This window comes from Arthrobacter sp. B0316-5-4 (assembly GCF_059090325.1).
Map to the genome: position 1 here is coordinate 416657 of NZ_JBNHFN010000001.1, position 23903 is coordinate 440559.

27 protein-coding genes are annotated in these 23903 nt (G+C 63.6%); 10 read left to right on the forward strand and 17 right to left on the reverse strand.

Annotation, left to right across the window (positions count from 1 at the left end):
• Nucleotides 1–116: 116 nt before the first annotated feature.
• From AC5RU9_RS01895 to AC5RU9_RS01925, 7 genes are all read right to left on the reverse strand, one after another.
• Nucleotides 117–1073, reverse strand: a complete 957-nt coding sequence (locus AC5RU9_RS01895; RefSeq protein WP_211711253.1) for an ABC transporter substrate-binding protein — start codon at nucleotides 1071–1073, stop codon at nucleotides 117–119.
• Nucleotides 1070–1813 carry an ABC transporter permease gene (locus AC5RU9_RS01900; protein ID WP_211711252.1) on the reverse strand — a complete coding sequence of 248 codons (744 nt, stop codon included), beginning with the start codon at nucleotides 1811–1813 and terminating at the stop codon, nucleotides 1070–1072. The genes AC5RU9_RS01895 and AC5RU9_RS01900 overlap by 4 nt, the downstream gene beginning before the upstream one ends.
• Nucleotides 1810–2550 carry an ABC transporter permease gene (locus AC5RU9_RS01905; protein WP_494015128.1) on the reverse strand — a complete coding sequence of 247 codons (741 nt, stop codon included), beginning with the start codon at nucleotides 2548–2550 and terminating at the stop codon, nucleotides 1810–1812. The genes AC5RU9_RS01900 and AC5RU9_RS01905 overlap by 4 nt, the downstream gene beginning before the upstream one ends.
• On the reverse strand, nucleotides 2550–3644 hold the full coding sequence (locus AC5RU9_RS01910) for an ABC transporter ATP-binding protein (RefSeq protein ID WP_494015129.1): 1095 nt from the start codon (nucleotides 3642–3644) through the stop codon (nucleotides 2550–2552). The genes AC5RU9_RS01905 and AC5RU9_RS01910 overlap by 1 nt, the downstream gene beginning before the upstream one ends.
• A 154-nt stretch (nucleotides 3645–3798) precedes the next feature.
• A complete protein-coding gene (gene rsgA, locus AC5RU9_RS01915; protein ID WP_494015130.1) occupies nucleotides 3799–4962 on the reverse strand; it encodes a ribosome small subunit-dependent GTPase A in 1164 nt (387 codons plus the stop codon).
• A gap of 217 nt (nucleotides 4963–5179) precedes the next feature.
• On the reverse strand, nucleotides 5180–5632 hold the full coding sequence (locus tag AC5RU9_RS01920) for an NUDIX hydrolase (RefSeq protein ID WP_494015131.1): 453 nt from the start codon (nucleotides 5630–5632) through the stop codon (nucleotides 5180–5182).
• A 36-nt stretch (nucleotides 5633–5668) separates the two neighbouring features.
• Nucleotides 5669–7465: a glycoside hydrolase family 35 protein gene (locus tag AC5RU9_RS01925; protein ID WP_494015132.1), complete on the reverse strand. Its 1797-nt coding sequence runs from the start codon at nucleotides 7463–7465 to the stop codon at nucleotides 5669–5671.
• A gap of 50 nt (nucleotides 7466–7515) precedes the next feature.
• Between AC5RU9_RS01925 and AC5RU9_RS01930 the strand changes: the two genes are divergently transcribed.
• Nucleotides 7516–8547: a pirin family protein gene (locus tag AC5RU9_RS01930; RefSeq protein WP_494015133.1), complete on the forward strand. Its 1032-nt coding sequence runs from the start codon at nucleotides 7516–7518 to the stop codon at nucleotides 8545–8547.
• A gap of 53 nt (nucleotides 8548–8600) precedes the next feature.
• Here the strand turns inward: AC5RU9_RS01930 and AC5RU9_RS01935 are convergent, their stop codons facing one another.
• Nucleotides 8601–9536 (reverse strand): N-acetylglucosamine kinase, encoded by a 936-nt coding sequence (locus AC5RU9_RS01935; RefSeq protein WP_494015134.1) that lies wholly within the window; start codon nucleotides 9534–9536, stop codon nucleotides 8601–8603.
• A 41-nt stretch (nucleotides 9537–9577) separates the two neighbouring features.
• Between AC5RU9_RS01935 and AC5RU9_RS01940 the strand changes: the two genes are divergently transcribed.
• Nucleotides 9578–10621 carry a nitronate monooxygenase gene (locus AC5RU9_RS01940; protein WP_494015135.1) on the forward strand — a complete coding sequence of 348 codons (1044 nt, stop codon included), beginning with the start codon at nucleotides 9578–9580 and terminating at the stop codon, nucleotides 10619–10621.
• On the opposite strand, the gene AC5RU9_RS01945 is transcribed toward AC5RU9_RS01940, so the two are convergent.
• Entirely contained in the window at nucleotides 10596–11570 is a 975-nt protein-coding gene (locus AC5RU9_RS01945; protein ID WP_494015136.1) for a LysR family transcriptional regulator, read from the reverse strand. The genes AC5RU9_RS01940 and AC5RU9_RS01945 overlap by 26 nt on opposite strands.
• Before the next feature lie 118 nt (nucleotides 11571–11688).
• Between AC5RU9_RS01945 and AC5RU9_RS01950 the strand changes: the two genes are divergently transcribed.
• The 3 genes from AC5RU9_RS01950 to AC5RU9_RS01960 are packed head-to-tail and all read left to right on the forward strand — an operon-like array spanning nucleotide 11689 to nucleotide 14134.
• Entirely contained in the window at nucleotides 11689–12900 is a 1212-nt protein-coding gene (locus AC5RU9_RS01950; RefSeq protein WP_494015461.1) for an MFS transporter, read from the forward strand.
• Between the two features lie 31 nt (nucleotides 12901–12931).
• Nucleotides 12932–13573 (forward strand): TMEM175 family protein, encoded by a 642-nt coding sequence (locus tag AC5RU9_RS01955; RefSeq protein WP_494015137.1) that lies wholly within the window; start codon nucleotides 12932–12934, stop codon nucleotides 13571–13573.
• 54 nt (nucleotides 13574–13627) lie between these two features.
• Nucleotides 13628–14134, forward strand: coding sequence for an Lrp/AsnC family transcriptional regulator (locus tag AC5RU9_RS01960; RefSeq protein ID WP_211711241.1), 507 nt, complete (start codon nucleotides 13628–13630; stop codon nucleotides 14132–14134).
• Nucleotides 14135–14143: 9 nt separating this feature from the next.
• Here AC5RU9_RS01960 and AC5RU9_RS01965 read toward each other — a convergent pair whose 3' ends face one another.
• A complete protein-coding gene (locus tag AC5RU9_RS01965; RefSeq protein WP_494015138.1) occupies nucleotides 14144–15379 on the reverse strand; it encodes an MFS transporter in 1236 nt (411 codons plus the stop codon).
• 190 nt (nucleotides 15380–15569) lie between these two features.
• Here AC5RU9_RS01965 and AC5RU9_RS01970 point away from each other — a divergent pair, with 190 nt between their 5' ends.
• The 4 genes from AC5RU9_RS01970 to zapE are packed head-to-tail and all read left to right on the forward strand — an operon-like array spanning nucleotide 15570 to nucleotide 18666.
• Complete coding sequence (locus tag AC5RU9_RS01970; RefSeq protein WP_442789697.1) at nucleotides 15570–16076, forward strand: Lrp/AsnC family transcriptional regulator; 507 nt, start codon at nucleotides 15570–15572, stop codon at nucleotides 16074–16076.
• A gap of 10 nt (nucleotides 16077–16086) precedes the next feature.
• Nucleotides 16087–16512, forward strand: a complete 426-nt coding sequence (locus AC5RU9_RS01975; protein WP_494015139.1) for a DUF1761 domain-containing protein — start codon at nucleotides 16087–16089, stop codon at nucleotides 16510–16512.
• Between the two features lie 10 nt (nucleotides 16513–16522).
• On the forward strand, nucleotides 16523–17518 hold the full coding sequence (gene corA, locus AC5RU9_RS01980; protein ID WP_494015140.1) for a magnesium/cobalt transporter CorA: 996 nt from the start codon (nucleotides 16523–16525) through the stop codon (nucleotides 17516–17518).
• Nucleotides 17515–18666 carry a cell division protein ZapE gene (zapE, locus tag AC5RU9_RS01985; RefSeq protein ID WP_494015141.1) on the forward strand — a complete coding sequence of 384 codons (1152 nt, stop codon included), beginning with the start codon at nucleotides 17515–17517 and terminating at the stop codon, nucleotides 18664–18666. The genes corA and zapE overlap by 4 nt, the downstream gene beginning before the upstream one ends.
• Nucleotides 18667–18699: 33 nt before the next feature.
• Here zapE and AC5RU9_RS01990 read toward each other — a convergent pair whose 3' ends face one another.
• From AC5RU9_RS01990 to AC5RU9_RS02020, 7 genes are all read right to left on the reverse strand, one after another.
• Nucleotides 18700–19230, reverse strand: a complete 531-nt coding sequence (locus AC5RU9_RS01990) for a ferritin (protein WP_211711236.1) — start codon at nucleotides 19228–19230, stop codon at nucleotides 18700–18702.
• A gap of 44 nt (nucleotides 19231–19274) precedes the next feature.
• Nucleotides 19275–19646, reverse strand: coding sequence for a fluoride efflux transporter CrcB (crcB, locus tag AC5RU9_RS01995; protein WP_494015142.1), 372 nt, complete (start codon nucleotides 19644–19646; stop codon nucleotides 19275–19277).
• On the reverse strand, nucleotides 19643–20086 hold the full coding sequence (locus tag AC5RU9_RS02000; RefSeq protein WP_494015143.1) for a fluoride efflux transporter FluC: 444 nt from the start codon (nucleotides 20084–20086) through the stop codon (nucleotides 19643–19645). Before AC5RU9_RS02000 ends, crcB begins: the two co-directional genes overlap by 4 nt.
• Nucleotides 20073–20597 (reverse strand): universal stress protein, encoded by a 525-nt coding sequence (locus tag AC5RU9_RS02005; RefSeq protein ID WP_494015144.1) that lies wholly within the window; start codon nucleotides 20595–20597, stop codon nucleotides 20073–20075. Before AC5RU9_RS02005 ends, AC5RU9_RS02000 begins: the two co-directional genes overlap by 14 nt.
• 60 nt (nucleotides 20598–20657) lie before the next feature.
• On the reverse strand, nucleotides 20658–22364 hold the full coding sequence (locus AC5RU9_RS02010) for an ABC1 kinase family protein (RefSeq protein ID WP_494015145.1): 1707 nt from the start codon (nucleotides 22362–22364) through the stop codon (nucleotides 20658–20660).
• Between the two features lie 5 nt (nucleotides 22365–22369).
• Complete coding sequence (locus AC5RU9_RS02015) at nucleotides 22370–22912, reverse strand: PadR family transcriptional regulator (RefSeq protein WP_211711232.1); 543 nt, start codon at nucleotides 22910–22912, stop codon at nucleotides 22370–22372.
• A 156-nt stretch (nucleotides 22913–23068) separates the two neighbouring features.
• The gene (locus tag AC5RU9_RS02020; RefSeq protein ID WP_494015146.1) at nucleotides 23069–23395 is read right to left on the reverse strand and encodes a hypothetical protein; all 327 of its coding nucleotides are present in this window, start codon (nucleotides 23393–23395) and stop codon (nucleotides 23069–23071) included.
• 164 nt (nucleotides 23396–23559) lie between these two features.
• Between AC5RU9_RS02020 and AC5RU9_RS02025 the strand changes: the two genes are divergently transcribed.
• Nucleotides 23560–23766, forward strand: a complete 207-nt coding sequence (locus tag AC5RU9_RS02025; RefSeq protein ID WP_211711229.1) for a three-helix bundle dimerization domain-containing protein — start codon at nucleotides 23560–23562, stop codon at nucleotides 23764–23766.
• Nucleotides 23767–23903 lie beyond the last annotated feature (137 nt).

Sequence of the window (23903 nt, forward strand, 5' to 3'; positions counted from 1 at the left end):
CAAATATGCCACACGGGTGATGGACTTCTGCTGAGACTTGACTCACACAAACGACGACGGCGGTGACGGGCCCGCGCGGGTCCGTCACCGCCGTCGTACGCGGTTTTCGTCAGGCGTTACTTAACGATGCCCTTGTCCTTCAGCCATGCGGCTGCGGCATCCTTGGGGCTCTGCTTCTGATCGCCGCTCACTGCACGGTTCAGGTTGATCAGGTCATCCGTGGTAAGGGTCTTGGAAACGTTATTAAGCGCTTCCTTGGCCTTGTCCGTCATCTTGGCCTTGCTGTAGAGCGGCACGACCTGCTGGGCCTTGAAGTTGTTCTTGGGATCCTCAAGGACCACGAGGTCGTTGTCGACGATGGAGGGAGTGGTGGTGTAGATGTCAGCCACCTGGACCTTGTCCTCCAGCAGCGCCTGCAAGGTCAGGTTACCGCCGCCGTCGTTGAACGGCTGCAGTCCCTTGAGTTCGCAGTTGTAGTTCTTCTTCAGCCCCGGGAAGCCGTAGGAACGGGTCTCGAACGTGGCCGGAGCTGCCATGGTGAAGTCCTTGCAGACCTTGGCCAGGTCCTCGATGGACTTCAACTGGTACTTCTCGGCGGTGGCCTTGGTAACCACCATGGCGTCCTTGTCCTCTGCCTTCGAGGCTTCCAGGACGGCCAGCCCATCGGGGAGCTTGCCCGAAAGTGCCTTGTAGACGTCCTCAGCTGACACCTCGGAAGCCTCGGTATCAACGTAAGACAGCAGGTTGCCCGAGTAGTCCGGCACGAGGTCGATGGAGCCATCCTGGACGGCCTTGAAATAGATCTCGCGCGATCCGATGTTCGGCTTGGACGTTGCTGTGAGGCCTGCGGCGTTCAGGGCACCAACGTAGATTTCTGCGATGACCTGGCTTTCCGGGAAGTCGGCAGAGCCGACCACCAGCGAGCCGCCGGCAGCTGAGCCGCTGGGCGCCGAGGTGGATGGCGTGGCCAGCGGGCTGCCGCCACAGGCGCTCAACGCGAGGGCTACACCCAGGCCGGCTGCGAGGCCGCCAAGTCCACGGCGCGTAAGGGTCATGGGGACGGGATTTTTCATGGTGTACCTCCTTGAACGGCAGCCCCGGCGGGAGCTGTGGCTGTGAGATCGTCGGCCGCCTTCTGGCGGCCGCTTGAATCGAGGGTCAGGCCGGGCGAGAGAACAAGCCTCTGCACGCCGGCAAGGATCAGGTCCACGGCGATGGCGAGCCCGGCAATGAGCAGGGAACCGCCAAGCATGCGTGGGAAGTCCTGCAGGACGAGCCCGTCAAACAGGTAACGTCCCAAACCGCCCAGGGGCAGGTAGGCCACTACCGAGACGGTGGCAATGACCTGCAGGACCGCGGTGCGGATGCCGCCGAACATGACTTGCAGGCCGTTGGGAAGTTCCACCCGGAAGAGGATCTGGAGTTCGGTCATGCCCATGGCCCGGGCAGCGTCCACCACCACAGCGTCGACGCTGGAGATCCCGGCGTAGGTGCCGGCGAGGAGCGGAGGGACCGTCAAGATCACCAGGGCCCACACCGGTGGCATCAAACCACTTCCGGCGAGCAGGGCAAACAGGACCAGCAAGCCGAGCGTTGGCAAGGCACGCAGCGCACCGGCCACCGCCACGGCAACCACACGCCCACGCCCTGTATGGCCGATGAACAGCCCGATGGGTACGGCGATGATTGCGGCGATGAGGAGCACCAAAGCGCTGTATTGCAGGTGCTCGAAGGTACGGGTGGGGATTCCACCGCTTCCCCTCCAGTGGATGGGATCGGTCAACCACGCTATGGTCTCGGCGAAGATGTTCACGAAGACGCCCCCGGATCGGGGTGCAGGGCCGCGTGCGGAACGACGGGCCCGGACTTGGGTTCAGTCAGCAGCGTGTTGGCGTCCTGGCGTTGGGACTTGCCGCCGGCGGCCCGGGTCCACGGGGTCAGCAACCGCTCGAGGATGACCAGGACGGCGTCCATGATCAGCGCCAGGACTAGGATGGCGATGATGCCCACAACCACTTCGGTGATGAAGGTCCGCTGGAGGCCGTCCGTGAACAGGACGCCAAGGTTTCCCACACCAAGGAGCGCCGCGACGCTGACCAACGAAATATTGCTGACCGACACCACGCGAAGGCCCGCGAACAGGACAGGCAGGGACAGCGGGAGGTCCACCTGGAAGAATCTGGGCAGCGGTTTGAAGCCCATGGCTACGGCCGCGTTGCGAAGGTCGTCGTCAACGGAGTCGAAGGCGTCCATGGCGGCACGGACCAGAAGCGCCACCGCATAGATGGTCAGCGCAACCACCACGTTGATGGGATCCAGGATCCGCGTGCCAAGGACGGTGGGAAGAATGATGAAGAGGGCCAGGGACGGAATCGTGTAGAGCAGCGACGTCGCGGTGGCTACCACCGACCGGAGTGCGGCATTGCGCCGGGCCAGTTGGGCCAGGGGAATCGAAATCAGCAGCCCAAGGATCATGGGAACAATGGCGAGCACCAGATGCTGCCCGGCCAGTCCCAGGACCATGCCACTGTTGGCAAGGAACCACTCCATCAGGTGGCGTCCTCCCTGTGGTGCCGGACTTCCTCGATCAGGGCAAGGACTTCCGCCCCCTTCAGCACTCCGGCCACCCGACCGTCGTCGCCCACTGCGACGCCAAGCCCCGACGGCGACGACAACGCGGCATCGAGCGCGCGGCGCAGGGTGTCGCCCTTGCGGAACAGCGAACCTCCCGGGATCAGGCCTGCCCCGTCGCGCGGAGAGGACCAGCCAAGGGGCCTTGAGTCGGCGTCCACCACCAAAGCCCACTCCCCCGACTGGCGGCCTGCATGGAGGCCGTCGGAGGGGCTGACCATGGTCACGGGGTGCAATGTCACGGCATCGGCGGGGTTGAAGGCAAGGTGGCGGAAACCGCGGTCACGTCCAACAAAGGAAGCAACGAAGTCGTTGGCTGGCGCCCGGAGAATCTCTTCTGGCGCCGCGTATTGGGCGAGCTTGCCGCCGACAGCGAACACGGCGACTTTGTCTCCGAGCACGGTGGCTTCGTCGATGTCGTGCGTGACAAAGACGATGGTTTTGGCCAATTCCCGCTGGAGCCGCAAAAGTTCCTGTTGCAGTTCGTCGCGGACCACGGGGTCGACGGCGCTGAAGGGTTCGTCCATGAGCAGGACGGGCGGGTCGGCAGCGAGCGCCCGGGCCACCCCGACGCGCTGCTGCTGGCCACCTGAGAGTTGAGACGGATACCGCTTGCCAAGCACTGAAGCCAACCCGACGACGTCGAGCAGTTCCGCTGCGCGCTTCCGCGCCGCCGCCTTGGAAACACCGTTGAGTCGCGGGACGGTGGCGATGTTGTCCAGCACTGAGCGGTGCGGGAGCAAACCGGAGGACTGCATGACGTAGCCCATGGAGCGGCGGAGCTGCGCGGCGGGAACCCTGGAGACGTCGTCGCCGGCCACCGTGATGGTTCCGCTGGTTGGCTCCACCATCCGGTTGATCATGCGCAGGGACGTGGTCTTGCCGCAGCCCGAAGGTCCGACGAAGACGGTAATCGAGCCTTCGTCGATGGACATACTCAGAGCGTCCACCGCCGGCTGCCCGCCTTGATATTGCTTGGTGACGCTCTTGAACTCAATCATGGCTTCAGCCATACCCGGGCTTACCTATCTTTGGCGGACATTATCGGTAGAGCCAAACGATCATATGCAGGCTTATTACTCGGCTGCAAAGCAATCTTCACCCAGCGTAGCCAGCGGCACCGACGATGTCAGCGCCGCCACGGATTCCGTAATGAATCGGCAATGTTCACCGTCTGCGTCGTTTACCGCCCTTCCCTGCGCGTTCTTCAGCTTGATCGTGCCTGGACCGCTCCGCGGCGCGCTGGCCCCTGTCCGCGGACATGACCTTTTGGTGCCATTCCCGCTGGTAGGCCCGGCGTGCTGCGGCATCATGTTTCCTGCTGAGGGCGGCCAGTTCGCGCTGAAGTTTCAGGTAGCTGGCCCAGCGCCTGGGATCGAGGGACTCGTCCGCGAGCGCCTCCTGGACGGCGCATCCCGGCTCTGCCTGGTGGGCGCAGTCGGCAAAGCGGCATTGGGTGAAGAGTTCGTCGAGGTCCCCGAACATCTCGTCCATTCCGTCGTCCGCGTCGAAGAGCCCAAAACCGCGCACGCCCGGGGTATCCATCAGCACAGCGCCGCCGGCCAACGGCACCAACTCGCGTGAGGTTGTGGTGTGTTTTCCTTTGCCGTCCCCCGCCCTGACGGCGCCGGTCTGCTGGATCTCCCGTCCGGCGAGTGCGTTGATGAGGGTTGATTTACCCGCGCCGGACGGACCCAGCAGGACCAGCGTTGCACCCCCGGGAATGTGGCGCATCAGTTCCTCGAGACCGTCGCCCTGCTCAGCGGAGGTGGTGACGACCTCCACACCGGCTGCCTGGAGGATCACCTCCCCCACGACGTCATCAGCCAGGTGGGCAAGGTCCGCTTTGGTAATGACCACCAGAGGCGTGGCGCCCGAGTCCCACGCGGCAACGAGGGTCCGTTCCAGACGGTTATGGGTCAACGGACGGTCCACTGGAACCACCACTGCCACGATGTCGATGTTGGAGCCCAGGATCTGCTCCTCCGAGGAAGCCTCAAAGGCACGCTTGCGGCTCAGGGCCGAATGCCGCGGCAGGACCTCGACGACGGCTGGCTCGCCGGCGTTGTTGTGGCCGAGCCACACCCAGTCCCCGGTGGCTGGAACCAGGCCGTGTGCCGGATAGGGCAGGTGGAGGAGACCGTCACGTGATGCCACGAGGACGCGGTTCCGGTCGAGGCGGACGACTCGGCCGGGCGTGGCCCGCGCATCAGGAGCCGCATTGGCGCGGAAAAGCTCCGCAGTCCGCCCGGTGAAGCCATATTCCACGGGTCCGTGGAGTGCTTGGCTGGTATTGATTGAAGGGTTGCTTGAGGAAGCGTAAGTGTTCAATGGAAGCCTCTGCTGAGGCCCGGCCGCCCTAGCTTTGGCAGGCTGATGCCGGGACAGGAATGGTGGGGTGATGACGGTGCGCCGCAACTGTGTGCGGGGCGCGCAAGATCGTGGCAATCATCAAATCCACCTCCTCGGCATCAAGGGCCGGCTACTCAAAGTCCGGCAACGATGTTCAGACTAGCCAACAGCCATCGCTTTTGGCTAGGCCTGCGGGTTAGTTGAGCTTCCCGTCCTCGGGTCGCTCCCGGTGCAGGCGCAGGGCAGTGTCCACCAGGGAGACCCTGTTCAGCTTCCCAACATCCTCCAAGGGGATCCAGGCTGCATGCGTCGTGCTTCCGTCCACTTCATGGGTCAGCTCGCCTCCCACCACGGTGGCTTCATAGACCAAGCGGAGCGCCTCGAAGTCCGTCCCGGTCCCATCGGGCCGGGTTTCATCCTGCCAGTGGCCCACGTCTATGCCCAGCATCCGTTCGATCTTCGCTTCATAGCCGGTTTCTTCGAAGACTTCCCGCCGGCATCCGTCCACCGGATGTTCCGCAAAGTCGAGTCCCCCGCCGGGAAGCGTCCAGCCTTCCTTATCGTCCTGTTTCCAGTAGGCCAGCAGGATTCGCCCATCCCTGACGATCACGGCGTAGGCGGCTGGGCGGGTATCGAACTGCAGCGTCATGGTGCCAGCATATGCGCCGCTCCGGACGCCCTACTCCTACGAAAGCTCCGCAGCAGTTATCGGCCCAGCTTCCTCCGGGCCCAGGTCAGGCTTTTCGCGAAGCTCGACGACGGTCCCCGGCTTGGCCAGTTCAAGAACCTTGATCGTGTTGCGGCCGGCTTTTACCAAGGGGGCCGGGGCGTAAAGGGCTCCCTGCGGGCCCTTCTCCCAATACCGCCCAAGCAGGAAGCCGTTGAGCCAGACGAATCCTTTGCCGGAATCGGGCAGCGCAATGTAGGTGTCGGCGGGCTGCCCGACGTCGAAGTGGGTTCCTGCCAGGTCCTCAAGGTCTTCTTCCTTCCAGTCCGCCAAGGCAACTGGGATCTGTGTCCAGTGGAAGGTGTAGCGCTGGTTGATGAGGACGCCGCCCAGGATGCCTTTACCGTGTCCGGTCAGCGGGCCGTAATTGATGCGGCCAAGGTTCTCAACGAGGATCTCGAGCTTGGCCGGCACGCCATGTCCGGTGACAACCAGCCCCTCAGCACCATTGACATCATCCAGGACCCCGGCGAAGTCGCCATCCACCCACACATAGGCCCGATCGTTCAGCCCAGCGATTTTCAGGCGGCTTTCTGTCGGGGCATCGGCGCGTCCGGGAAGAATGGCTTCGGAGGCGTAGAGGACCATTCCGGCATCGAGCCCCAATTGCTCGAAGCTGAGGGGTTTGACGCTGCTCGTGGGCTTACCGGCTGCCCGGAGCAAGTCCAGCAGGTCCGGAGCTTCCGGCAAAGCCAACGACCGGGCGGGGACCACCGGAGCTTCGGCGAGCAGTTCTGCGGGGATTTCCGGCAGGTCCTCAATGCCCTGCGCGCGGTAGAACTCAGCGCGGAAAGCATGGAACTTGGCAGTCAAGGCACCGTTTTCGGCGATGGGTGCGTCCGAGTCGTAGCTGGTGACTGTCGGCTGCAGCATGGTGCCGTCGTGGTTACTGCCGGACCACAGGCCAAAGTTGGTTCCACCATGAGCCATGTAGACGCAAAGCGAGCCGCCAAGGTCAAGCATTTTCCGCGCTTCCAACGCCGCGTCCTCGGCATCCCTGCGGTGGTGGTGCTCGCCCCAGTGATCGAACCAGCCGCCCCAGAATTCGACATTGAAGAATGGCTCATCAGGCCTTCGCCGCTGCCAGGTTGCCACAGCTTCGTCACCCCGGCTTCCCAGGGTTGCCGTCGCCCAGGTTCCTTCCACCGAACCGCCGTCGAGGAAGTAGTCGGTGCCTCCGTCGGCTGTGAAAAGCAGTTCCGTGATCCCGTGCTCCTCCAGGACACGCCGGTTCCAGCGGATGTACTCGTGGTCGTCGCCGTAGCTGCCGTACTCGTTTTCGATCTGCACGGCCACCACTGGTCCACCCACGGATGCCTGGCGCGGGGTAATGATGGGCAGGAGGTGGTCGAACCACTCCTCCACTGCGGCGGTAAATTCAGGATCCATGCACCTGAGGCCGATGCCTGGGATGCCGGTCAGCCAGGCGGGGAAGCCCCCGTTGTCCCATTCCGCGCAAATATAGGGCCCAGGGCGGACAATCACGTCCAGGCCCTCCTCGGCGGCCAGGTCAATGAACCGTCCCAGGTCACGCCATCCGGTAAAGTCCGGGGCCTGATCCGGCTTGGGCTGGTGGAAGTTCCACGCGACATAGGTGTCCACCGTGTTGGCGCCCATGGCCTTGAGTCGACGCAGCCGGTCCTGCCACAGCTCCGGGGGGACGCGGAAGTAGTGGATGGCTCCGGCGAGGATGCGGTACGGTTCACCCGAACGGTAAAGGACAGCGTCGTGGTAGCTCAAGAGGGCGTTGTTCACGTGGAACAGATTAGCTCAATTTCCAACATTTATGCACAGGTGATGAACACATGACCAATCTTGATACGTCCCCAGCGCAGGAAGTTTGCCCTGCTGCACCGGAGGGGCAAGGTCCATGCGTCCAGCTGTGGCCTGAACGGGAAGTTCCCCTGGGTGGGGTCCGCGCCATGAACGTCATGCGCACCCTGCCGCAGCGCGGGCTGCCAACAGTGGGAGCCTGGTGCTTCCTGGACAGCTTCGGGCCCGATCGGGTAGCCATGAGCGTCCTTCCCCACCCGCACTGCGGACTCCAAACGGTCACTTGGCCACTGGAAGGTGCCGTTCGGCACCGCGACAGTGTCGGCAGCGATGTGGTGGTGCGGCCGGGCGAGCTGAACATCATGACGGCGGGCCACGGCATTTCCCACTCGGAATTTTCCGTCCTTCCCGCAACCACCGAGTCAGGCTCCAGCCCCCTGGTGGCTGAGATCCCCGTCTCCCGGGGGCTTCAACTGTGGGTTGCCCTACCTGAAGAGCACCGCCACCGGGCCCCGTCCTTCGAGCAGGTCCGCGATCTCCCGGTAGCTACCGGACCGGGCTATACCGCGACGGTCATGGTGGGCGAGTTCGCCGGACAGCGCTCCCCGGCCACCATGTTCAGCCCCATTGTTGGTGCCGACATCGTGGGCACGGGACGCCTTGAGCTGCCGCTCCGCCCGGACTTTGAACACGCAGTGCTGGTATTGGATGGCGGCGTTGCCATCGACGGACAAGACATCGAAGCCGGCCCGTTGGCCTACCTCGGCGCCGGGAGGAGCAACCTTGCCGTGGAAGCCCAGCCCGACACCCGCTTCATGCTTCTTGGCGGCGAACCGTTCGGCGAAGACCTGCTGATGTGGTGGAACTTCGTAGGACGGACACATGAAGAAGTGGAAAAGGCCCGCGAGGAATGGGAGGCCGAAGGACTGCTCGACGACGATGCTGCCGCCACCTCGCGCTTCGGCTTCGTCCACGGCCACGGACCCGATGCCGGCCCCGAAGCCGGACGAATCCCGGCTCCCCCGCTTCCGGGAGTCAAGCTCCGGCCACGCACGCGTTCTTGAACAGCTGGTGCCCTTAGCGGGCTTCTGAGGACATCAGCTGTACGAACCCTGCTCTAGTCGCGTTGCTCTGCCACGAGCCGGGGAACCCCGAACACCGGGTCCTGCTGGAGGATCCGCACATCCACGATGCCGGCCTCAGCCAACCTGGCTTTGAAGGCTTCCTGGAGCCTTGGCACGTTCATGCCCAGTCCACTGCCCAGGATCACCGGGCCGTCCAAGCCGAGTTGTCGAATGGCCTGTTCGGCGAGGTCGGCGAGGTCGGCACCTGCCTGCTGCACCAGTGCCAGGCTCACGCCGTCACCGGCGTCGGCTGCTTCGACCACCAGGCGGGCCTGCTGCGCCCAGAAACGGCGGCCCGTGTCCGGTGAATGGAACAGGGCAATCAGCTTGCCGGGTTCCTCCACGCCACATGACTCCAACAGGGCACGGCTGAGCTGATCCGGCTCCAAGCCTTGGTTCATCCGCCGGAGGCTGTGGCGTACGGCTTCGCGGCCCAGCCAATATCCGCTGCCTTCGTCGCCCAGGAGATAACCCCAGCCGCCCGCCCGGGCCTCTTCGCCGGCGTCGTTCCTCCCCCAGGCCGCAGAGCCGGTGCCGGCGATGACGGCCACGCCAGTACTGGCTCCACCAGCGGCCAACAGCAGCCGGGAATCGTGGACCACCGTGATCCGGGCTCCGGGTGCGTGCGGGGCAATCAGATCTGCGAGCGCCTGGGCGTCCTCGTCGGTATCTATACCGCCGGCGCCAGCGTAAACCTCTTCGATAACGCCTCCGCCGATCCTGCCAAAGAGTTCGGCAAGGTTGGCTGCCGCCTGCTCGCGGCTGACGTTCTGGACGTTGGCGCTTCCGGCACTCCCATCCCGTACGGGAGTGCCGTTTTCGAACCGCACGCCGCGGGTTTTCGTCCCACCGATATCGAGCCCGATGACGGTGCCGCTCAGGACATTCTCACGGGCAGGGGAATGTTGGGCAGAGTCAAGATTGTTCACCGTGAAAGACTAGCTTGGAGCGTCCTGAGGAGGAACCGCACATGCCTGGATCCATGTTTGGCACCCCGTTCATCGCAGCCCCCATGGCTGGCGGAACATCAACCCCGGCGCTGCTGCGGGCTGTCCACGAGGGTGGGGGCCTGGGTTTCCTTGCCGCCGGTTACAAAAGCCCCGAGGCCATGGTTGCGGAGATAGCAGCGACGCGGACCCTCAACATCAGGTTCGGCATGAACGTCTTTGTTCCCAACCCACAGCAGCTTCGACCCAGCCCGGAAGCGGTGGCACGTCTTGAGGCGTACCGGCGCGAACTGGAGCCCGAAGCCGCCCGCTACGGCGTGATCTTGCCTCCGCTGCGCCTGGACGACGACGACGCGTGGCAAGACAAGATCGATGCGCTGCTTGCCGATCCGGTGGAAGTGGTGAGCTTCGCTTTTGGCCTGCCGGGAAAAGCAGTTGTCCAGGCACTGCAAAAGGCTGGCACTACGGTCGTCTCGAGTGTGACCAGCGTTCAGGAGGCCCTCGCCGCCGCGGAGGAGGGACCGGACGCCATCGCGGTGCAGCATGGGTCCGCTGGTGCCCACAGCGCGGCTTTCCTCCCCCGCACCAACGAACCAGCCGACGCACAGGGAGCCCGGACGACGGCGGAGCTGGTCGCCCAGGTGCGGGCCGCCGTCGGACTTCCGCTGATCGCGGCGGGCGCGATCATGGACAACGCCGGGCTTCGCGACGTTCTGGCGGCCGGGGCGGAAGCCGCTCAAGTCGGCACGGCGCTGGTCCGGACAGACGAAAGTGGTGCCCGGCAAGCGCATAAAGATGCCTTGGGCGATCCTGCGTTCACCACAACGGCCTTGACCCGGGCGTTCACGGGGCGAACGGCGCGATCGTTGGTCAATGACTTCGTTCGCGATCACGCTGACGCACCCGAGGGCTACCCCGCCATTCACCACCTCACGGCACCGGTACGCGCGGCGTCGTCGGCTGCCGGGGACCCGCAACGCCTGAACTTGTGGGCAGGCACCGGTTGGCGGCAGTCGCGTACAGGTTCGGCAGCGGACGTGGTCAGGGAGTTCCTGACCGGGCTCTGACAAGTTCGGCCAGCAAGCCGCCGCCCTCGGTGACCACCATTTCGCGGAAGAGCCGAACGGCGTCGGGTTCAAAGCTCCGGTCCCGCCACGCCAGGCCAATCTGCCTGAATGCGAGCCCGGACTCGATGCCCACCTCAACTAGTCCAAGTTCCGCCTCCGGAAGGAACTGTCCGGTTCCTGAGCCGGGCCCTGCAGGTGGGAGGATGCTGAAGCCCAGTCCGGCGGAAACCAGCCCACGTGCTGTGGTGGATTCCTGGACTTCGAACGCGATCCGGGGACGGAATCCGGCTTCCCGGAACAGCGCCTCACCCAGCGCCCTGAGGCCAACACCGGTGGGCAGGGTTACGTAGGGCTCGTGCCGAAGTTCAGAAAGGCGTACGCTGGGCCGCTCCGCCAGTGGGTGGCGGTAGTGGAGGACCGCCCTCAACGGTTCACGGTAGAGCGGCAGGGAACGGATGCCCTTGCCGTCCGGCGCCATGGGTGCGATCAACGCGAAGTCGGTTTCCCCTGCCGCCAGTTCCTGCAGGCAGTCGTCGCGCGGACCCTGCCTGAGCTCAAAAACGGTATGGGGATGGCGCCCGCGGAAGGCGCTGATGAGCAGTGGCAGGGTGGCTTCACCGAACGTGTGTTGGAACGAGACGCCTATGCGCCCCCGCACGACGTCGGACTCGAGCCTTACCCTGTCCAGTCCGTCCTGAAAGTCCTCCAAAGCGGCCTCAATGTAGGGCAACAATGTCCTGGCGGCGGGAGTGAGACGGATGCCCCGGCCGTCCCGGATGAGCAAATCCATCCCGACGATCGCGCTGGCCCTGGCCACGGCCCGGCTGACCGTGGACTGGGGTACCCCAAGCAACTCGGCTGTTTCGGTCATGTGTTCGGTGCGCCCCAGTTGCGCGAGGACAGGCAGGAGCGGGAGAAGCTGGATGAGTTGGTGATGATCGGGCTCCATGAAGCTCCCTGGCTGGTCGGAACTATTCATGCTGTATCGCATGAATCGTATCGAACTTATGCATTGGATCATGAAGAGGGCCCGGGCCTACTGTTGCCCGGTGAGTAAAACGACGGTCATGGGAAACACGCAAACGTGGGACGGGCACGCCAAAGGATCCCCCGGATACCGTCGCGTCCTGGCCGCGTTGGCCCTCGCCGGGGTGGCAACATTCGCCCAGCTGTACTCCACCCAGGCCGTCCTGCCACTCATGGCAAGCGATCTCCACATCACCGCCGCCGAGGCCGCGCTCAGCATCTCCCTCGCAACCGTGGGACTCGCCGCAACGGTTTTGCCGTGGTCGTTCGTGGCAGACAGGATCGGCCGCGTGCGAGCCATGGCCATAGGCATCGCCGCAGCCACCCTGCTTGGGTTGATGGTTCCGCTGGCACCGACCCTCCCCTTGCTGCTGAGTCTCCGGACGCTTGAAGGCATGGCCCTGGGCGGTATTCCGGCCATCGCGATCGCCTACCTGAACGAGGAAGTCACCAAGATCCATACCGCCCTGGCAGCGGGCAGCTATGTTGCGGGAACCACGCTGGGCGGTCTCGCCGGCCGATTAGTTGCCGGCCCTGTTGGCGAATTGTGGGGCTGGCGGGCCGCCGCACTGGCCGTCTCCCTGCTCGCCACAGTCTCGGCCGTGCTCTTCCTGGTACTCGTCCCCAAGCAACGCCGGTTCAGCCCCTCTCCAGCCATGGGATTCCGGGGTGCGCTGGGCACCTTGGGCGGACATTCCCGCAATCCCAAACTCCTGGCGCTCTACTTGCAGGCGTTCCTGCTGATGGGCGGCTTCGTGGCCGTCTACAACTACCTGGGCTTCCGCCTCCATGCTGAACCGTTCGGTCTCCCCGCCACAGTGGTGAGCCTCATCTTCCTGGCCTACCTTTCCGGCACCGTCAGTTCACGATGGGCCGCCGGCCTGACCACCCGGTTCGGCAGGCGCAACGTCCTCCTGGCCGGAATTGCCATCATGTCCGGAGGCCTCGCCCTTACCCTGGCCGAGAATCTGGCAGCCACGCTGGCCGGGCTCGTTATTTTCACGGGAGGCTTCTTCGCTGCGCACAGCGTCGGCTCGGGGTGGACCGGTGCCATCGCCACCACGGGTCGCGCCCAGGCAGCATCGTTGTACAACCTCTCCTACTATCTGGGGTCGAGCATCATCGGCTGGGCTGGCGGTCTCGCCTTCCAGGCCTACGGTTGGCCGGCTTTGGCGTGGAGCGTCATGGCCCTTTCATGCACGACGGCGGTTGTCACCTTGGCGGTACACCGCGAGCCACGCCACACCAGTTGATCCCCGCCGGCCTGGACCTACAATCGGAGGCATGACACAGGTCACGAAAACCCGGGAGCTGTCGTCGCCAGAACGTTTGCAGGCATTTACCGATGCCGTGGTGGCGATTGCGTTGACGTTGCTCATCCTGCCGCTCATGGAAAGCGTGGGGGAACTCGGGGACCATGACGGCACCACCGCGCAATGGTTGGCTGACGAACGCTACGCGTTGCTCGGCTTTGCCCTCAGCTTCGTCCTGATCGCAGTTTTCTGGCGGCACCATCACCAGCTTTTCACCCAAGTACGCCAAGTGGACAGCGGCTTGCTCTGGTTGACGGTGCTGTGGATGTTCACTATCGTCTGGATGCCTGTCGCCACTGCCCTGTCCACGCAGATGCGAGCGGACTGGGCCCAGCCACTGGTCTATATCGGAACGCTGTTCGCGACCAGCCTGATGCTGGTCCTGGCCCGGGTGTATTTGCGCTCGCACCCGGACCTGCACACCATGGACGACGACGAAGCCCGGGACGGAATCCGCGCCGGAAGCATCGTGTCAGGACTTTTCCTGGCGGCGTTGCTGCTTGCCCTGGCCATTCCTTCTGCCGGCAACCTGCCCTTGCTGCTCATGCTCCTGTCCGAACCGCTCCAGCGCTTGGCCCGGCGGGGCGGACGGCAGAGGTCCACTGCCCGATAGTCAGCTGAAGATTTCACCGTCTAGGATGAATGAAAGGCAATTTCAGGAGGATCCGTGAGCAACCCCACGAAGAATGTTCGGTCAACCACGGGCAGCACTGAGCCCTTGGATGCGATCGACGAACGGATCCTTGCGGCTTTGGTGGATGATGCCCGTATCTCGAACAAGCAATTGGCCGAGCTCGTCGGAATCGCCCCCTCCACGGCTTTGATGCGGACCCGGGCGCTTTCCGAGCGCGGCATCATCGAAGGCTTCGAGGCGGTCCTGAGTTTGCCGGCCATTGGTCGCTCGGTCCAGGCCCTTATCGCCGTTCGGCTCCGCGCCCACGACCGTGACCAAATCGACCGTTTCACGGCACGCGTTCCGAAGCTTCCCGCGGTGATCTCCACGTTCCACACCACAGGCTCGGTGGACTACCTCCTGCATATCGCGGTGGCCAACACCGATGATCTCCGGAATTGGCTCCTGGACAATCTCGCCACCGACCCCGTGGTGGGTCATACCGAAACAACCATGGTCTTCCAGCACATTCCGGGAAACCGCGGACCACTGCCGGAATAGCCTCGACTGTCAGGCTCGCAGGGCGCTCCGAAGTGAGAAGACCGCCAGGGCCAGGGCAGCCACTCCGCAGAGGATGGTGAAACCCACGACGGCGGCCTGCAGCCCGAGCGATGAGACGGCCAGTCCCAGCCCAATCACCGGAACGGCGCTCCCCAAGTACGTAATCACGTAGACCGTGCTGATGACCTGTGCATGGCGTGCCGCTTCGACTTTTCCGGCCACCTCGTTGAAGACCTGGCGGAAAGCAATGCCTTGGCCCGCGCCTGCCGTAATGCTGGCGGCGACAAGAAGCCATGGGCTCGACCACGCGGCCGCCGCTCCCACCAGAACCACAGAGACACCCAGGACGCCCAGTGCGACAGGGACCACGAATCGTCCACGGGCCCCCAGCAGTTGGCTCAGGGCCGAAGCACCCAGGGTGACACCCGCCAGAAGTCCTATCAACGGCCTCGAATCGGCGTGCACCACCGTGGCGAAGTACCCCGGCGCCAGGGACAAGCAAAAACCGAACACCGCAAAGCTCAGGAACCCGGTGGCTGCTGCCATCCAGAATGCTCCGCGTGCGTCTTTGGAAATGGACGGCTTCCTGGGGGCAAGGACCTTCAATGGCCTGGGGCCTTCCGCCGGTGCGATGGCCGGCCGGGCTTTGAGCAGCCACAATGGAATGAGCGCCGCCAGCAACACTGCGGAATGAACGTAGTAGGGCGTACGTGTGGGGTCCGGCAGGAGTGACAGCAGGCCGCCGATTGCGGGGCCGGAAGCGACGCCACCAGCTGAGGAGAGCAACGTGAACCGCGACGCCCAGTCCGGCCGTTGGGGCAGCAGTTCGCGGAGGGCTGCGGAGCTCGCACCGGTGGCGAGACCCACGGCCACGCCTTGGAGGGCCCGTCCCATGGACAACGACACCAGGGTGTCGGCGTTTGCGAAGATCACCCCGCCTACCAGGCCCACCATCACCGCAAGGACCAACGCGGCCCGGCGGCCGATGTGGTCGGACCAGTGGCCGGCCACCATGAGGACCGCAACCAAGGCCAGCACATAGCTTGAAAAGGCTATTGTCACGTCAAGCGAGGACATGCCGATCCTGGCCTGAAGCAACGGGTACAAGGGCGTGGCAAGGTTGGCGCCAACCAGCAGCGTGAAGATCACCACCCCCGCGAGGACCAGCCGGGCGGTGGTGGAGGCATCCCATCCCCAGCGTGCAGCGGTGGCCGGACGCATGCGGAGTTCGCTCAAGACAGTCATTTCCATGCCTTCGGGCTCGGTGGCCGGGCTGGGAAGTCCTTGTGGGAGAACCAGCACGACTGAACAGTGATGGCAATAGAATGCAATAGAGCTGCGCTCAACGAACCAAGCGAATGCATGAATTGATCAAAAGACTCAAAGTGTAGCTATCAAAGTGAGCTGGAGTGACCATTTGAACAGTCTTGACCCTATGGACCTGAAAATTCTGCTGGAACTGATCCGGGACCCCCGCATCCAGATTGCCGAACTGAGCGAAGCCCTGGGGATAGCCCGCAACACTGCCCAAAGCCGGATCAAGCGTCTTCTGCGCTCCGGAGTCCTGCAGGCAGCAGGCCGTGAAGTGGACCTCGAAAAGGTGGGGTACGACGTCGTCGCTTTCGTCACCATCGAGGTCACCCACCGTGAACTGGACGGCGTCATTGGGGCGCTGCGCCTGATACCGCAGGTGCTGGAAGTGCACGAGATCTCCGGCCGGGGTGATCTCTGGTGCCGGGTGGTCGCCACGGACACCCACAACCTCCAGTCCGCCCTGCGTGCAGTCCTGCGCACCAAGGGCGTGATCAGGACCGAAACGGTGTTGGCCCTGCACACTCATATTCCGTACCGGACGGAGCCACTGATCGGAAGGATGGCAGCGGCCCCAACACGGGGCAAGTCCGAAGGGCAGAGCGCCGGCGCTGCGGCCCAAGCGGACTAGGATTTCTTGCATGGATTGGCTTTCACACATCTCCCAGATCAATTGGCTCGCCGTACTTTTGGCTTTCGTTTCAAGCATGGTGATCGGCTTTGTCTGGTACATGCCGGCCGTTCTGGGAGGGCGGTGGATGCAGGCAATCGGCAAGACCGAAGACGACCTCAAGAACATTGACGGCGGCGCCGGAATTTGGGTTCCCATGATGGTCGCAGCGGCCGTTACCAGCATCCTGCTGGCCATACTGATCACCGCACTGGACCTCAACACATTCCTTGCAGGCGGCTTCTTCGCCCTGGTCATCGCCCTGGTTTTCCGGTCCGGCGGCCACGTCATCCACAACGGATTCGCAGGGCGCCCCACGGCGGTGACGTTGATCGACTCCGGCCACGACATCGCGGCGATGACTGTCGCCGGGGCCATCATCGGGGCCATGCAGTAGCGTTCAACCAGTGACCATTATCGACAATGCCGTATATGTAGACGGCGTACGCACTGCCACCCCCAACAGCCTTGAGCAGACTTTCGAAACCCTTTCGGTGCACGGGGGCATGGCCTGGATCGGCTTGTACCGGCCAACACAGGAGGAAATGGCGGCGGTCGCCGCAGAGTTCGGCCTCCACGAACTGGCAGTGGAAGACGCTGTCTCGGCGCACCAGAGGCCCAAGTTGGAACGCTACGACCACAGCCTGTTCACAGTGCTCCGCCCCGCCCGCTACCTGGACGAGACCGAGACCGTGGAATTCGGCGAACTCCATGTCTTCACCGGTCCGAACTTCGTGGTCACCATCCGCCATGCTGAAACGGGAGGAGTGGCCCGCGTCCGCAAGCGTTTGGAAGAACGCCCCGATCTGCTGCGGCACGGTCCGGAGGCGGTGCTGTATGCCCTGGTGGACCAAGTGGTGGACGATTATGCGCCCGTGATTGCCGGCCTGGAAAACGATATCGACGAGATCGAAGACCAGCTCTTCAGCGGCGACAGTGCGGTCTCGCGCCGTATCTACGAACTGGCGCGCGAAGTCATCCAGTTCCAGCGGGCCATCCATCCCCTCCCGGAGATGATGGTCCTGCTGGAAAAAGGCTTCGAAAAATACGGGGTGGACATCGAATTGCAGCGTTCACTGCGCGACGTCGAGGACCACGCACAGCGTGTCATTTCCCGCGCGAACTCGTTCCGTGACCTCCTCCAGAACGCCCTCACCCTGGACGGAACACTGACGGCCAACCGCCAAAACGAGGCAAGTGCCGCGCAGAACGAGCAGGTCAAGAAGATCTCCTCCTGGGCGGCCATCCTCTTCGCCCCATCCTTCGTGGCAGGCGTCTACGGGATGAACTTCGACAATATGCCTGAGCTGCACTGGGAATTCGGGTATCCGCTGGCCATCGGCCTGATGTTCGGCGCCGCCCTGCTCATGTACCTCATCTTCAAGCGAAAAGGGTGGCTGTGACTCCTGCCCTTGGGGTGGGTCCGCGTTCATTGCCGAACTCTGGCCGCGCCATGGTTGACGACATAGCGGACGACGCCGGCCGCTCGGGTTTCGAACTCGAGCACAGCCAGCGTCTGGCAGCCGAGCGGTTGGCGGCTTTCGGCGCCCAGCTGACCGGCCGCCGTCGTGCACTATCCCGAAAGGCGCCCCGGAGCCTCTACCTTCACGGACCCGTGGGCCGCGGCAAGACGTGGCTGATGGACAGCTTCTACTCGAAGTTGCCGGTCCGGAAGCGGCGGGTGCATTTCCACGATTTCTTCCGCTCGCTCCACGCCGGAACGCATGGTTCCACAGCGGGTAATGGAACCATGATCCAGCGGTCGGTGGACGCGCTGCTGGCTGACATCGATGTGCTGTTTTTTGACGAGTTCCACGTCCATGACGTTGGAGACGGCATGTTCATCGCACGCCTCCTCCGGGATGCGGCCAAACAACGCATTCCCTTGGTGGTGACGTCGAATTACGCTCCGGACGAGCTGCTGCCCAACCCCTTGTGGCATGAGCATTTTGTGCCCACCATCCAGGCCATCAAAGAAATGATGGACATCGTGGAGATCTCCGGGGCGTCGGATTTCCGGCGCTTGCCTGCAGGCGAGGCCAAACCGGAGGGCCCTACGGAGGGGTTCCGGTCAGGGCGCATCATTACGCCTGGGACGTCCACCCAACTGGGTCGTTTGGGCCTCTTCGCGCCTACACCGTCGCAGAGCCGCGTTTTGACCCCCACCACGCAGCCGATCGTTGTCAGGAATTCCGATCCGGACCTGCTCTGGGTGGGCTTTGATGAACTATGCGGAGGGCTGACGTCGCCCGCGGACTACCTTGCCCTGGCGGACAGCTACACCACATGGGTGATCGACAATGTTCCCTCACCAACCGGAAACCATCCCGCGCTGGCGCCCGCCTGGCAGCGGTTCAGCAACGTGGTGGACGTTCTCCACGATCAGGACATCACCCTGTTCCTGGTAGGCAAGGGCCCCCTGGACTGGGATGGCGCCGGTTCCGGAGGCGTACTGCCGGTGGATCTGGCACGCATCGCGAGCCGCTTGTCATTGCTGACCCGTGACGAATCGGCCGGATCTCTTCACAGCGAAGAGTCTGCCGGAAGCTGAGCTTCCGGCAGACTTTCCCTAGTGTCCAGATGCCTAGAGGGCTCCGCCAGCGGCGCCAGGGGCGCTGGCATCGTTTCCGCCGTCGCCGACGGTCTCGCGGGCCACATAGTTTTCGATGTCGAAGAGGTTTTCGGCGCGTTCGGTGATGTTCAACAGGGTGGTCATTGAAGCCACTTCCTCCACCTGTTCTTTCAGGAACCACAACATGAACTGCTCGCCCAGGGCATCCCCCTCAGCACGGGCGACGCGGAACATCTCCTCGATATCGCGGGTGACTTGTTTCTCCTGCTCCAAAGCCAACGCAATCGGCTCTTTGGCGTTGGCAAAGTTATTGCGCACAGGGGCGACGCCCGGAATCTCCACATGCACATTGCGGTCCAGCATGTACTGAACCATCATCATGGCGTGGTTACGTTCCTCAAGTGACTGACGATAGAAGTGACGGGCCAGTTGCGGCAGGTCCTCGCCGTCAAAGTACACAGCTACAGCGATGTACTGCTGGGACGCTGCAAACTCGTTGGCAACCTGGGCGGACAACAGTTCATTGAATGTCTTCTTAGCCATGGCACGATCCTACAGTCGGGCCCGGACAGTTCACGGCCTCCGATTTACGGGAGAAGAGCAGCGATCCACACGCCTGTCGCAGCCGCGAGCACGCTCGCGGCCATGGTTCCCAAACCATTGACAAGCGCCAAACCCGTTCGCCCGCTTTGGACCAGGCGAATGGTCTCCAAGCTGGCCGTGCTGAACGTGGTGTAGCCTCCCAGGAAGCCTGTGCCGACGATCAGCAGCAGCGACTCGGGCGCCTGACCACGCATGACGAGTCCGGCGAGGAAGCCCAGGACCAAGGACCCGGAAACATTGATGAGGATCGTGCCCCAAGGCAATGCCGTCCGGAAGCGGGTGCGGACCAGCCCGTCCACCACGAAACGTGCCGCCGCGCCCAGTCCGCCGGCGAGCGCCAGAAGGATGACTGTCACGGATATCGGCCTTTGGTGAGCCTGTGCTGCCATGAACCCAACCAGATACCTGCAGTTGTAGCGGCCACACCGCCCACGAGGCTGGCAGCAAGGTAACCCAACGCTGCGGGCCCCGTACCTGCGGCAAACAGGTGAACAGCGTCCACCGCCAATGTGCTGTACGTGGTGTAGGCGCCTAAGAACCCCGTACCCAGGGCGAGCCTGATGACCCGGCGACTGCCGACGTCGGGCCCCCTGCGTGACAGTCCTTCGAGGAGTGCGCCGAGCGCCAACGCTCCGGTCAGGTTGATGGCCAGGGTGGGAAGAGGCCACCCTCCTGGCGCCGGGATGACGAGGCCAAGGCCGTAGCGCGTGAGCGCGCCCAGGACTCCGCCTGCAGCCACCATTCCAATGAATCGCCAATGAAGGTGGACTGGGCGCTTGGCCTCAGTCGTCGTCATCGTTGGCCGGGACCCTGGGGTTTACGGGGACGACCAGCACGGGACGGTCTTGACGATGGAACAGATGGCGGGCAACGGAGCCGGAGGTCATTTCCTTGAGTGCGGCAGTCAACGTATGGTCGCGTGTGCCCACCACGATCATGGCCGCGCCCAGCTCGTGGGCTTCGCGGGCCAGTGCGTGCGCAGGCTCCCCCGCCAGTGGCACCAGTGACCATTCGACGCCGGCACCAGCCAGTTGGGCGGCCAGCGATGCCTTCAGCGAGCGGGGAATGGCCTCGGTTTCTTCGTCAACTCCGTCCGGATCGATCGGGGCCGAGCGACCCCCTACGGTGCCATCAACCGGATAAACCGTTGTGTCAGCGTAGGCGCACACCAGAGGCCGTCCCGAGAGGGCAGCCATGTGGGCGGCCTGTTCAACCACGACGGGATGTTGGCCAGGCATGACGCCTACCAGGATTGGTCCGGTCATGCGGCCGGGCTCCGGTGAGCGGCGTTCGGGCGTGTCAGTCACACGGCAAGTCTAAGACGCCCTCCCTGCCGCATCTGCAACGCCTTGCCCGTCCCGCCGGAATCATCGACGGCGACCCGCCCACCAGCCGGCCAGCAGCGGGAGCACCGAACCGAACATCAGCACGGTACCCAAAGTGGGGTCGGCTTCCCGAACCACGGCGCCCGCAATCAGGACGGCACCAAAGATCACCGCGCCCACTGCCCTGTGTGCCAGTCGAATGAGCCGTCCCACTTGCCGTTCCAGCCGTCGGCTGGAAATCTGCAGCGAGCCGTCCTCGATCTGCGTGATCACGCCATCCAGGCGCTTGGGCAAGCGCAAGGCAACGACTGCGGCATCAAACGCCTGGGCCGCCACATCCTTGGCAAGCCCGCCGCGCTCATCGCGGAGCAACTGCGCCGCGTAAGGCTCCACGGAGTTCCAGAGATTGAACCGGCTGTCCAATGAGCTGCAGACCCCCGACGTGAGGGACATTGCCCGGATGATGAGCAGGAAATTCTCCGGCAACTGGAAGGGCAGCGATCGGACCACCGTGCCGAACTCGGCACCGAAATCGCGGAACTCGCGCGGATCCACGTCCCTCAATTCGGCGAAGCCCATTCCGCCAAACCGGTCGAAGAGCTGGGACATGGCCCGCTCCAGCTCAGGTTTGTCAGCCGAAGGCATCAGAACGCCAACGTCGCCGATGGCCTCCACCAGCCCCTTGCCATCCCGGGAGGCGGCCGCGATCAAAAGTTTGCGCAGGCCACTTCGCGTCCTCGGGGCAACCTCGCCCATCATGCCAAAGTCGATGAACGTCAGCTTCCACGGATGCTCCGCTGGGCCCTTGGCTGGCGTGACGAAAATATTGCCCGGATGCGGGTCGGCGTGGAAAAACCCGTTCGTGAACAACTGGTCGAACATGACGGAGGCGAAAACTGGTGCGACCTTGGCCGGGTCTATGCCGGCTTCCCGCAAAGCCCCAGCGTCGGTGATTTTGATGGCCGTGACATCTTCCAGGGTGAGCACGCGCCTTGTTGTCCGTTCCCAGACGATCGCGGGCACCGTTACGCGGGCATCGTCGGCGAAATCAGCCGCGAAACGTTCCGAATTCGCCGCCTCGTTCAGGTAGTCGATTTCCTCGAGGCTGGTCTTCTCGAACTCTTTGATGAGGGCCGACACATCGGCACGGTCTGACACGAGGCGGATGCGGCTCAGCCAGCCACCCACCCGGCGCAAGGCGGCCAGGTCGACGTCGACAATGGCTTGGATACCCGGGCGCTGAACCTTGAACACCACGCTGCTGAGTCCGGTGTCGGCGGCATTAGCGGGCAGGAGCTGTGCCCGGTGCGCCTGGCCCAGGGACGCCGCGGCGATTGGCACTTCCTCGATCGAAGCAAAAATTGCCCCCAACGGCGCGCCCAACTCGGCCTCGGCAAGGGATCGGATCGCAGGGAAAGGCACAGGAGGCACCTCGTCCTGCAGCCCTTCCAATTCGGCGGTGATTTCCGGCGGAAGGACATCCAGGCGGGAAGACATGAACTGTCCCACCTTGATCATCAGTCCCCCCAGCTCCACCGCCAGGTCATGGAACCGTTGCGCGAAAGTGCGCATCCTCCTGGCCCGGTTGCGCTCCCCAATCCGACGCAGCCCCACCCGCGGCAGCAGGAGCTCAAACCACCAGGTGACAGCAAGGTGCCAAGCGGCGAAACGCAGGATTCGGCGATAGCGGGCACGGGTGTCCCCCGCGCCCGGTGCTGGATCTGCCCGGTCGCGCCGAACCGACGTCACCCCTGTCAATCCTGGGCGAGGATGGAGTAGAGCCGGCGTCGTGCCTCTTCAAGCACGGTGACCGCTTCCTGCACTTGCTTGGGCGTTCCGGTGCGACCCACTTGGGCCGCCGCTTGCGCAAGCGCCATTCCGGCTTTGGGAAGGGCCCCGAACCCTGGGCCCGACCCCGTGCCCGTGGACTCCCATGGTGAAGAGGTTTCAGAGTCGGCCAGGTACTCCCGTCCGGCCTCAGTCAAGGAGTAGATCTTGCGTCCGTTGGATTCCTCCGAACTGACGAATCCTTCGTCCGCGAGCAGTTGCAGCGTGGGGTAGACGGACCCGGCGCTTGGCTTCCAGCTTCCTTTGCTGCGCTCATCGATTTCACGAATGATCTGATAGCCGTGCATGGGGCGCTCTGCCAGCAGCGCCAGGACGGCCGTGCGGAGTTCGCCCCGCCCTGCCCTGGTTCCGGAACGTTTCTCGAACCGCGAACGAAACTCGTCAACGGCCTGCCACATCCCGTCAAAACTGTTGCCCATGAATCCGCCTGCGGGGAATGAATCCTGCATCTTGCCCACCTCAATTTGTAGCGAACGATACTGAACGATAGTTAACGATATGCCCCGATCCAGGCCCAGACAATGGCCGTGACGGCCTCCGGGTACAGGAAATCCCGGGCAGACGCGTGGATGGAAACGCGTCTGCCCGGGGCGATGCCGGATTGGCTATGCTGCGACCCGCGAGGGCTTCTTCAGGAACAGTGCCACAACCAGTGCAGTGAGCAGGCAGAGTCCTGCGTTCACGCAGATGGCGGTAGTGACGCCGCTAAGGACAGCGGGAGCCTGGTTGTTGCCGACGGCCAGGATCTGAGCTGTGAAGATTGCGCTCATGACCGGGATACCCATGGTGATGCCGACCTGCTGGCTCATGGTCGCCAGCCCCGTTGCCAAGCCCTGTTCCCCATCCGGGAGTCCGCAGGTTGCGGTGACCATGAACCCGACAATGACTATCAGGTTGGCGACTCCGCCAATGAACGTGGCAACCAGCAACATCCTATGACGCGAATGCCGCACGGGAGGTCAGCAGGGTCTACGCCGTCATCCCGTGGGAACCCATCCACAGGGAGTGATGAGCCAAGAAGGTGCTATGAGACCAGCCAAGCGACACTCACATGTTTTCGGTTGACGACGCACCCTGCAGACCTGAAACTGAGCCCATGGCCAAAGAAGACGAGGGACAAGCCGTTGCTGCTGTGATCGGCAGGTTGGTGAACAAGTTCCCGAACGCTCCCCGACCCCTGGTCGAAGAAATTGTCAGCGAGGAATACAACGCACTCAATGACGGCCCGATCAGGGACTACGTACCTGTGCTGATCGAAAGGGCAGCCAAGATCCGGCTCAAGGACTCTCTCAAAAGAACCTAGAAACACCACTATTTACCGAACGGTTCCCGCCTGGCGGGACACCTTCGGGCCCATTTATCTGCCTGACAGTCGGAGGCAAAGAGGTTAGGTGGGTGGAGGGTGATACCAATAATTTAGTAATCATGCTTACTATTAGG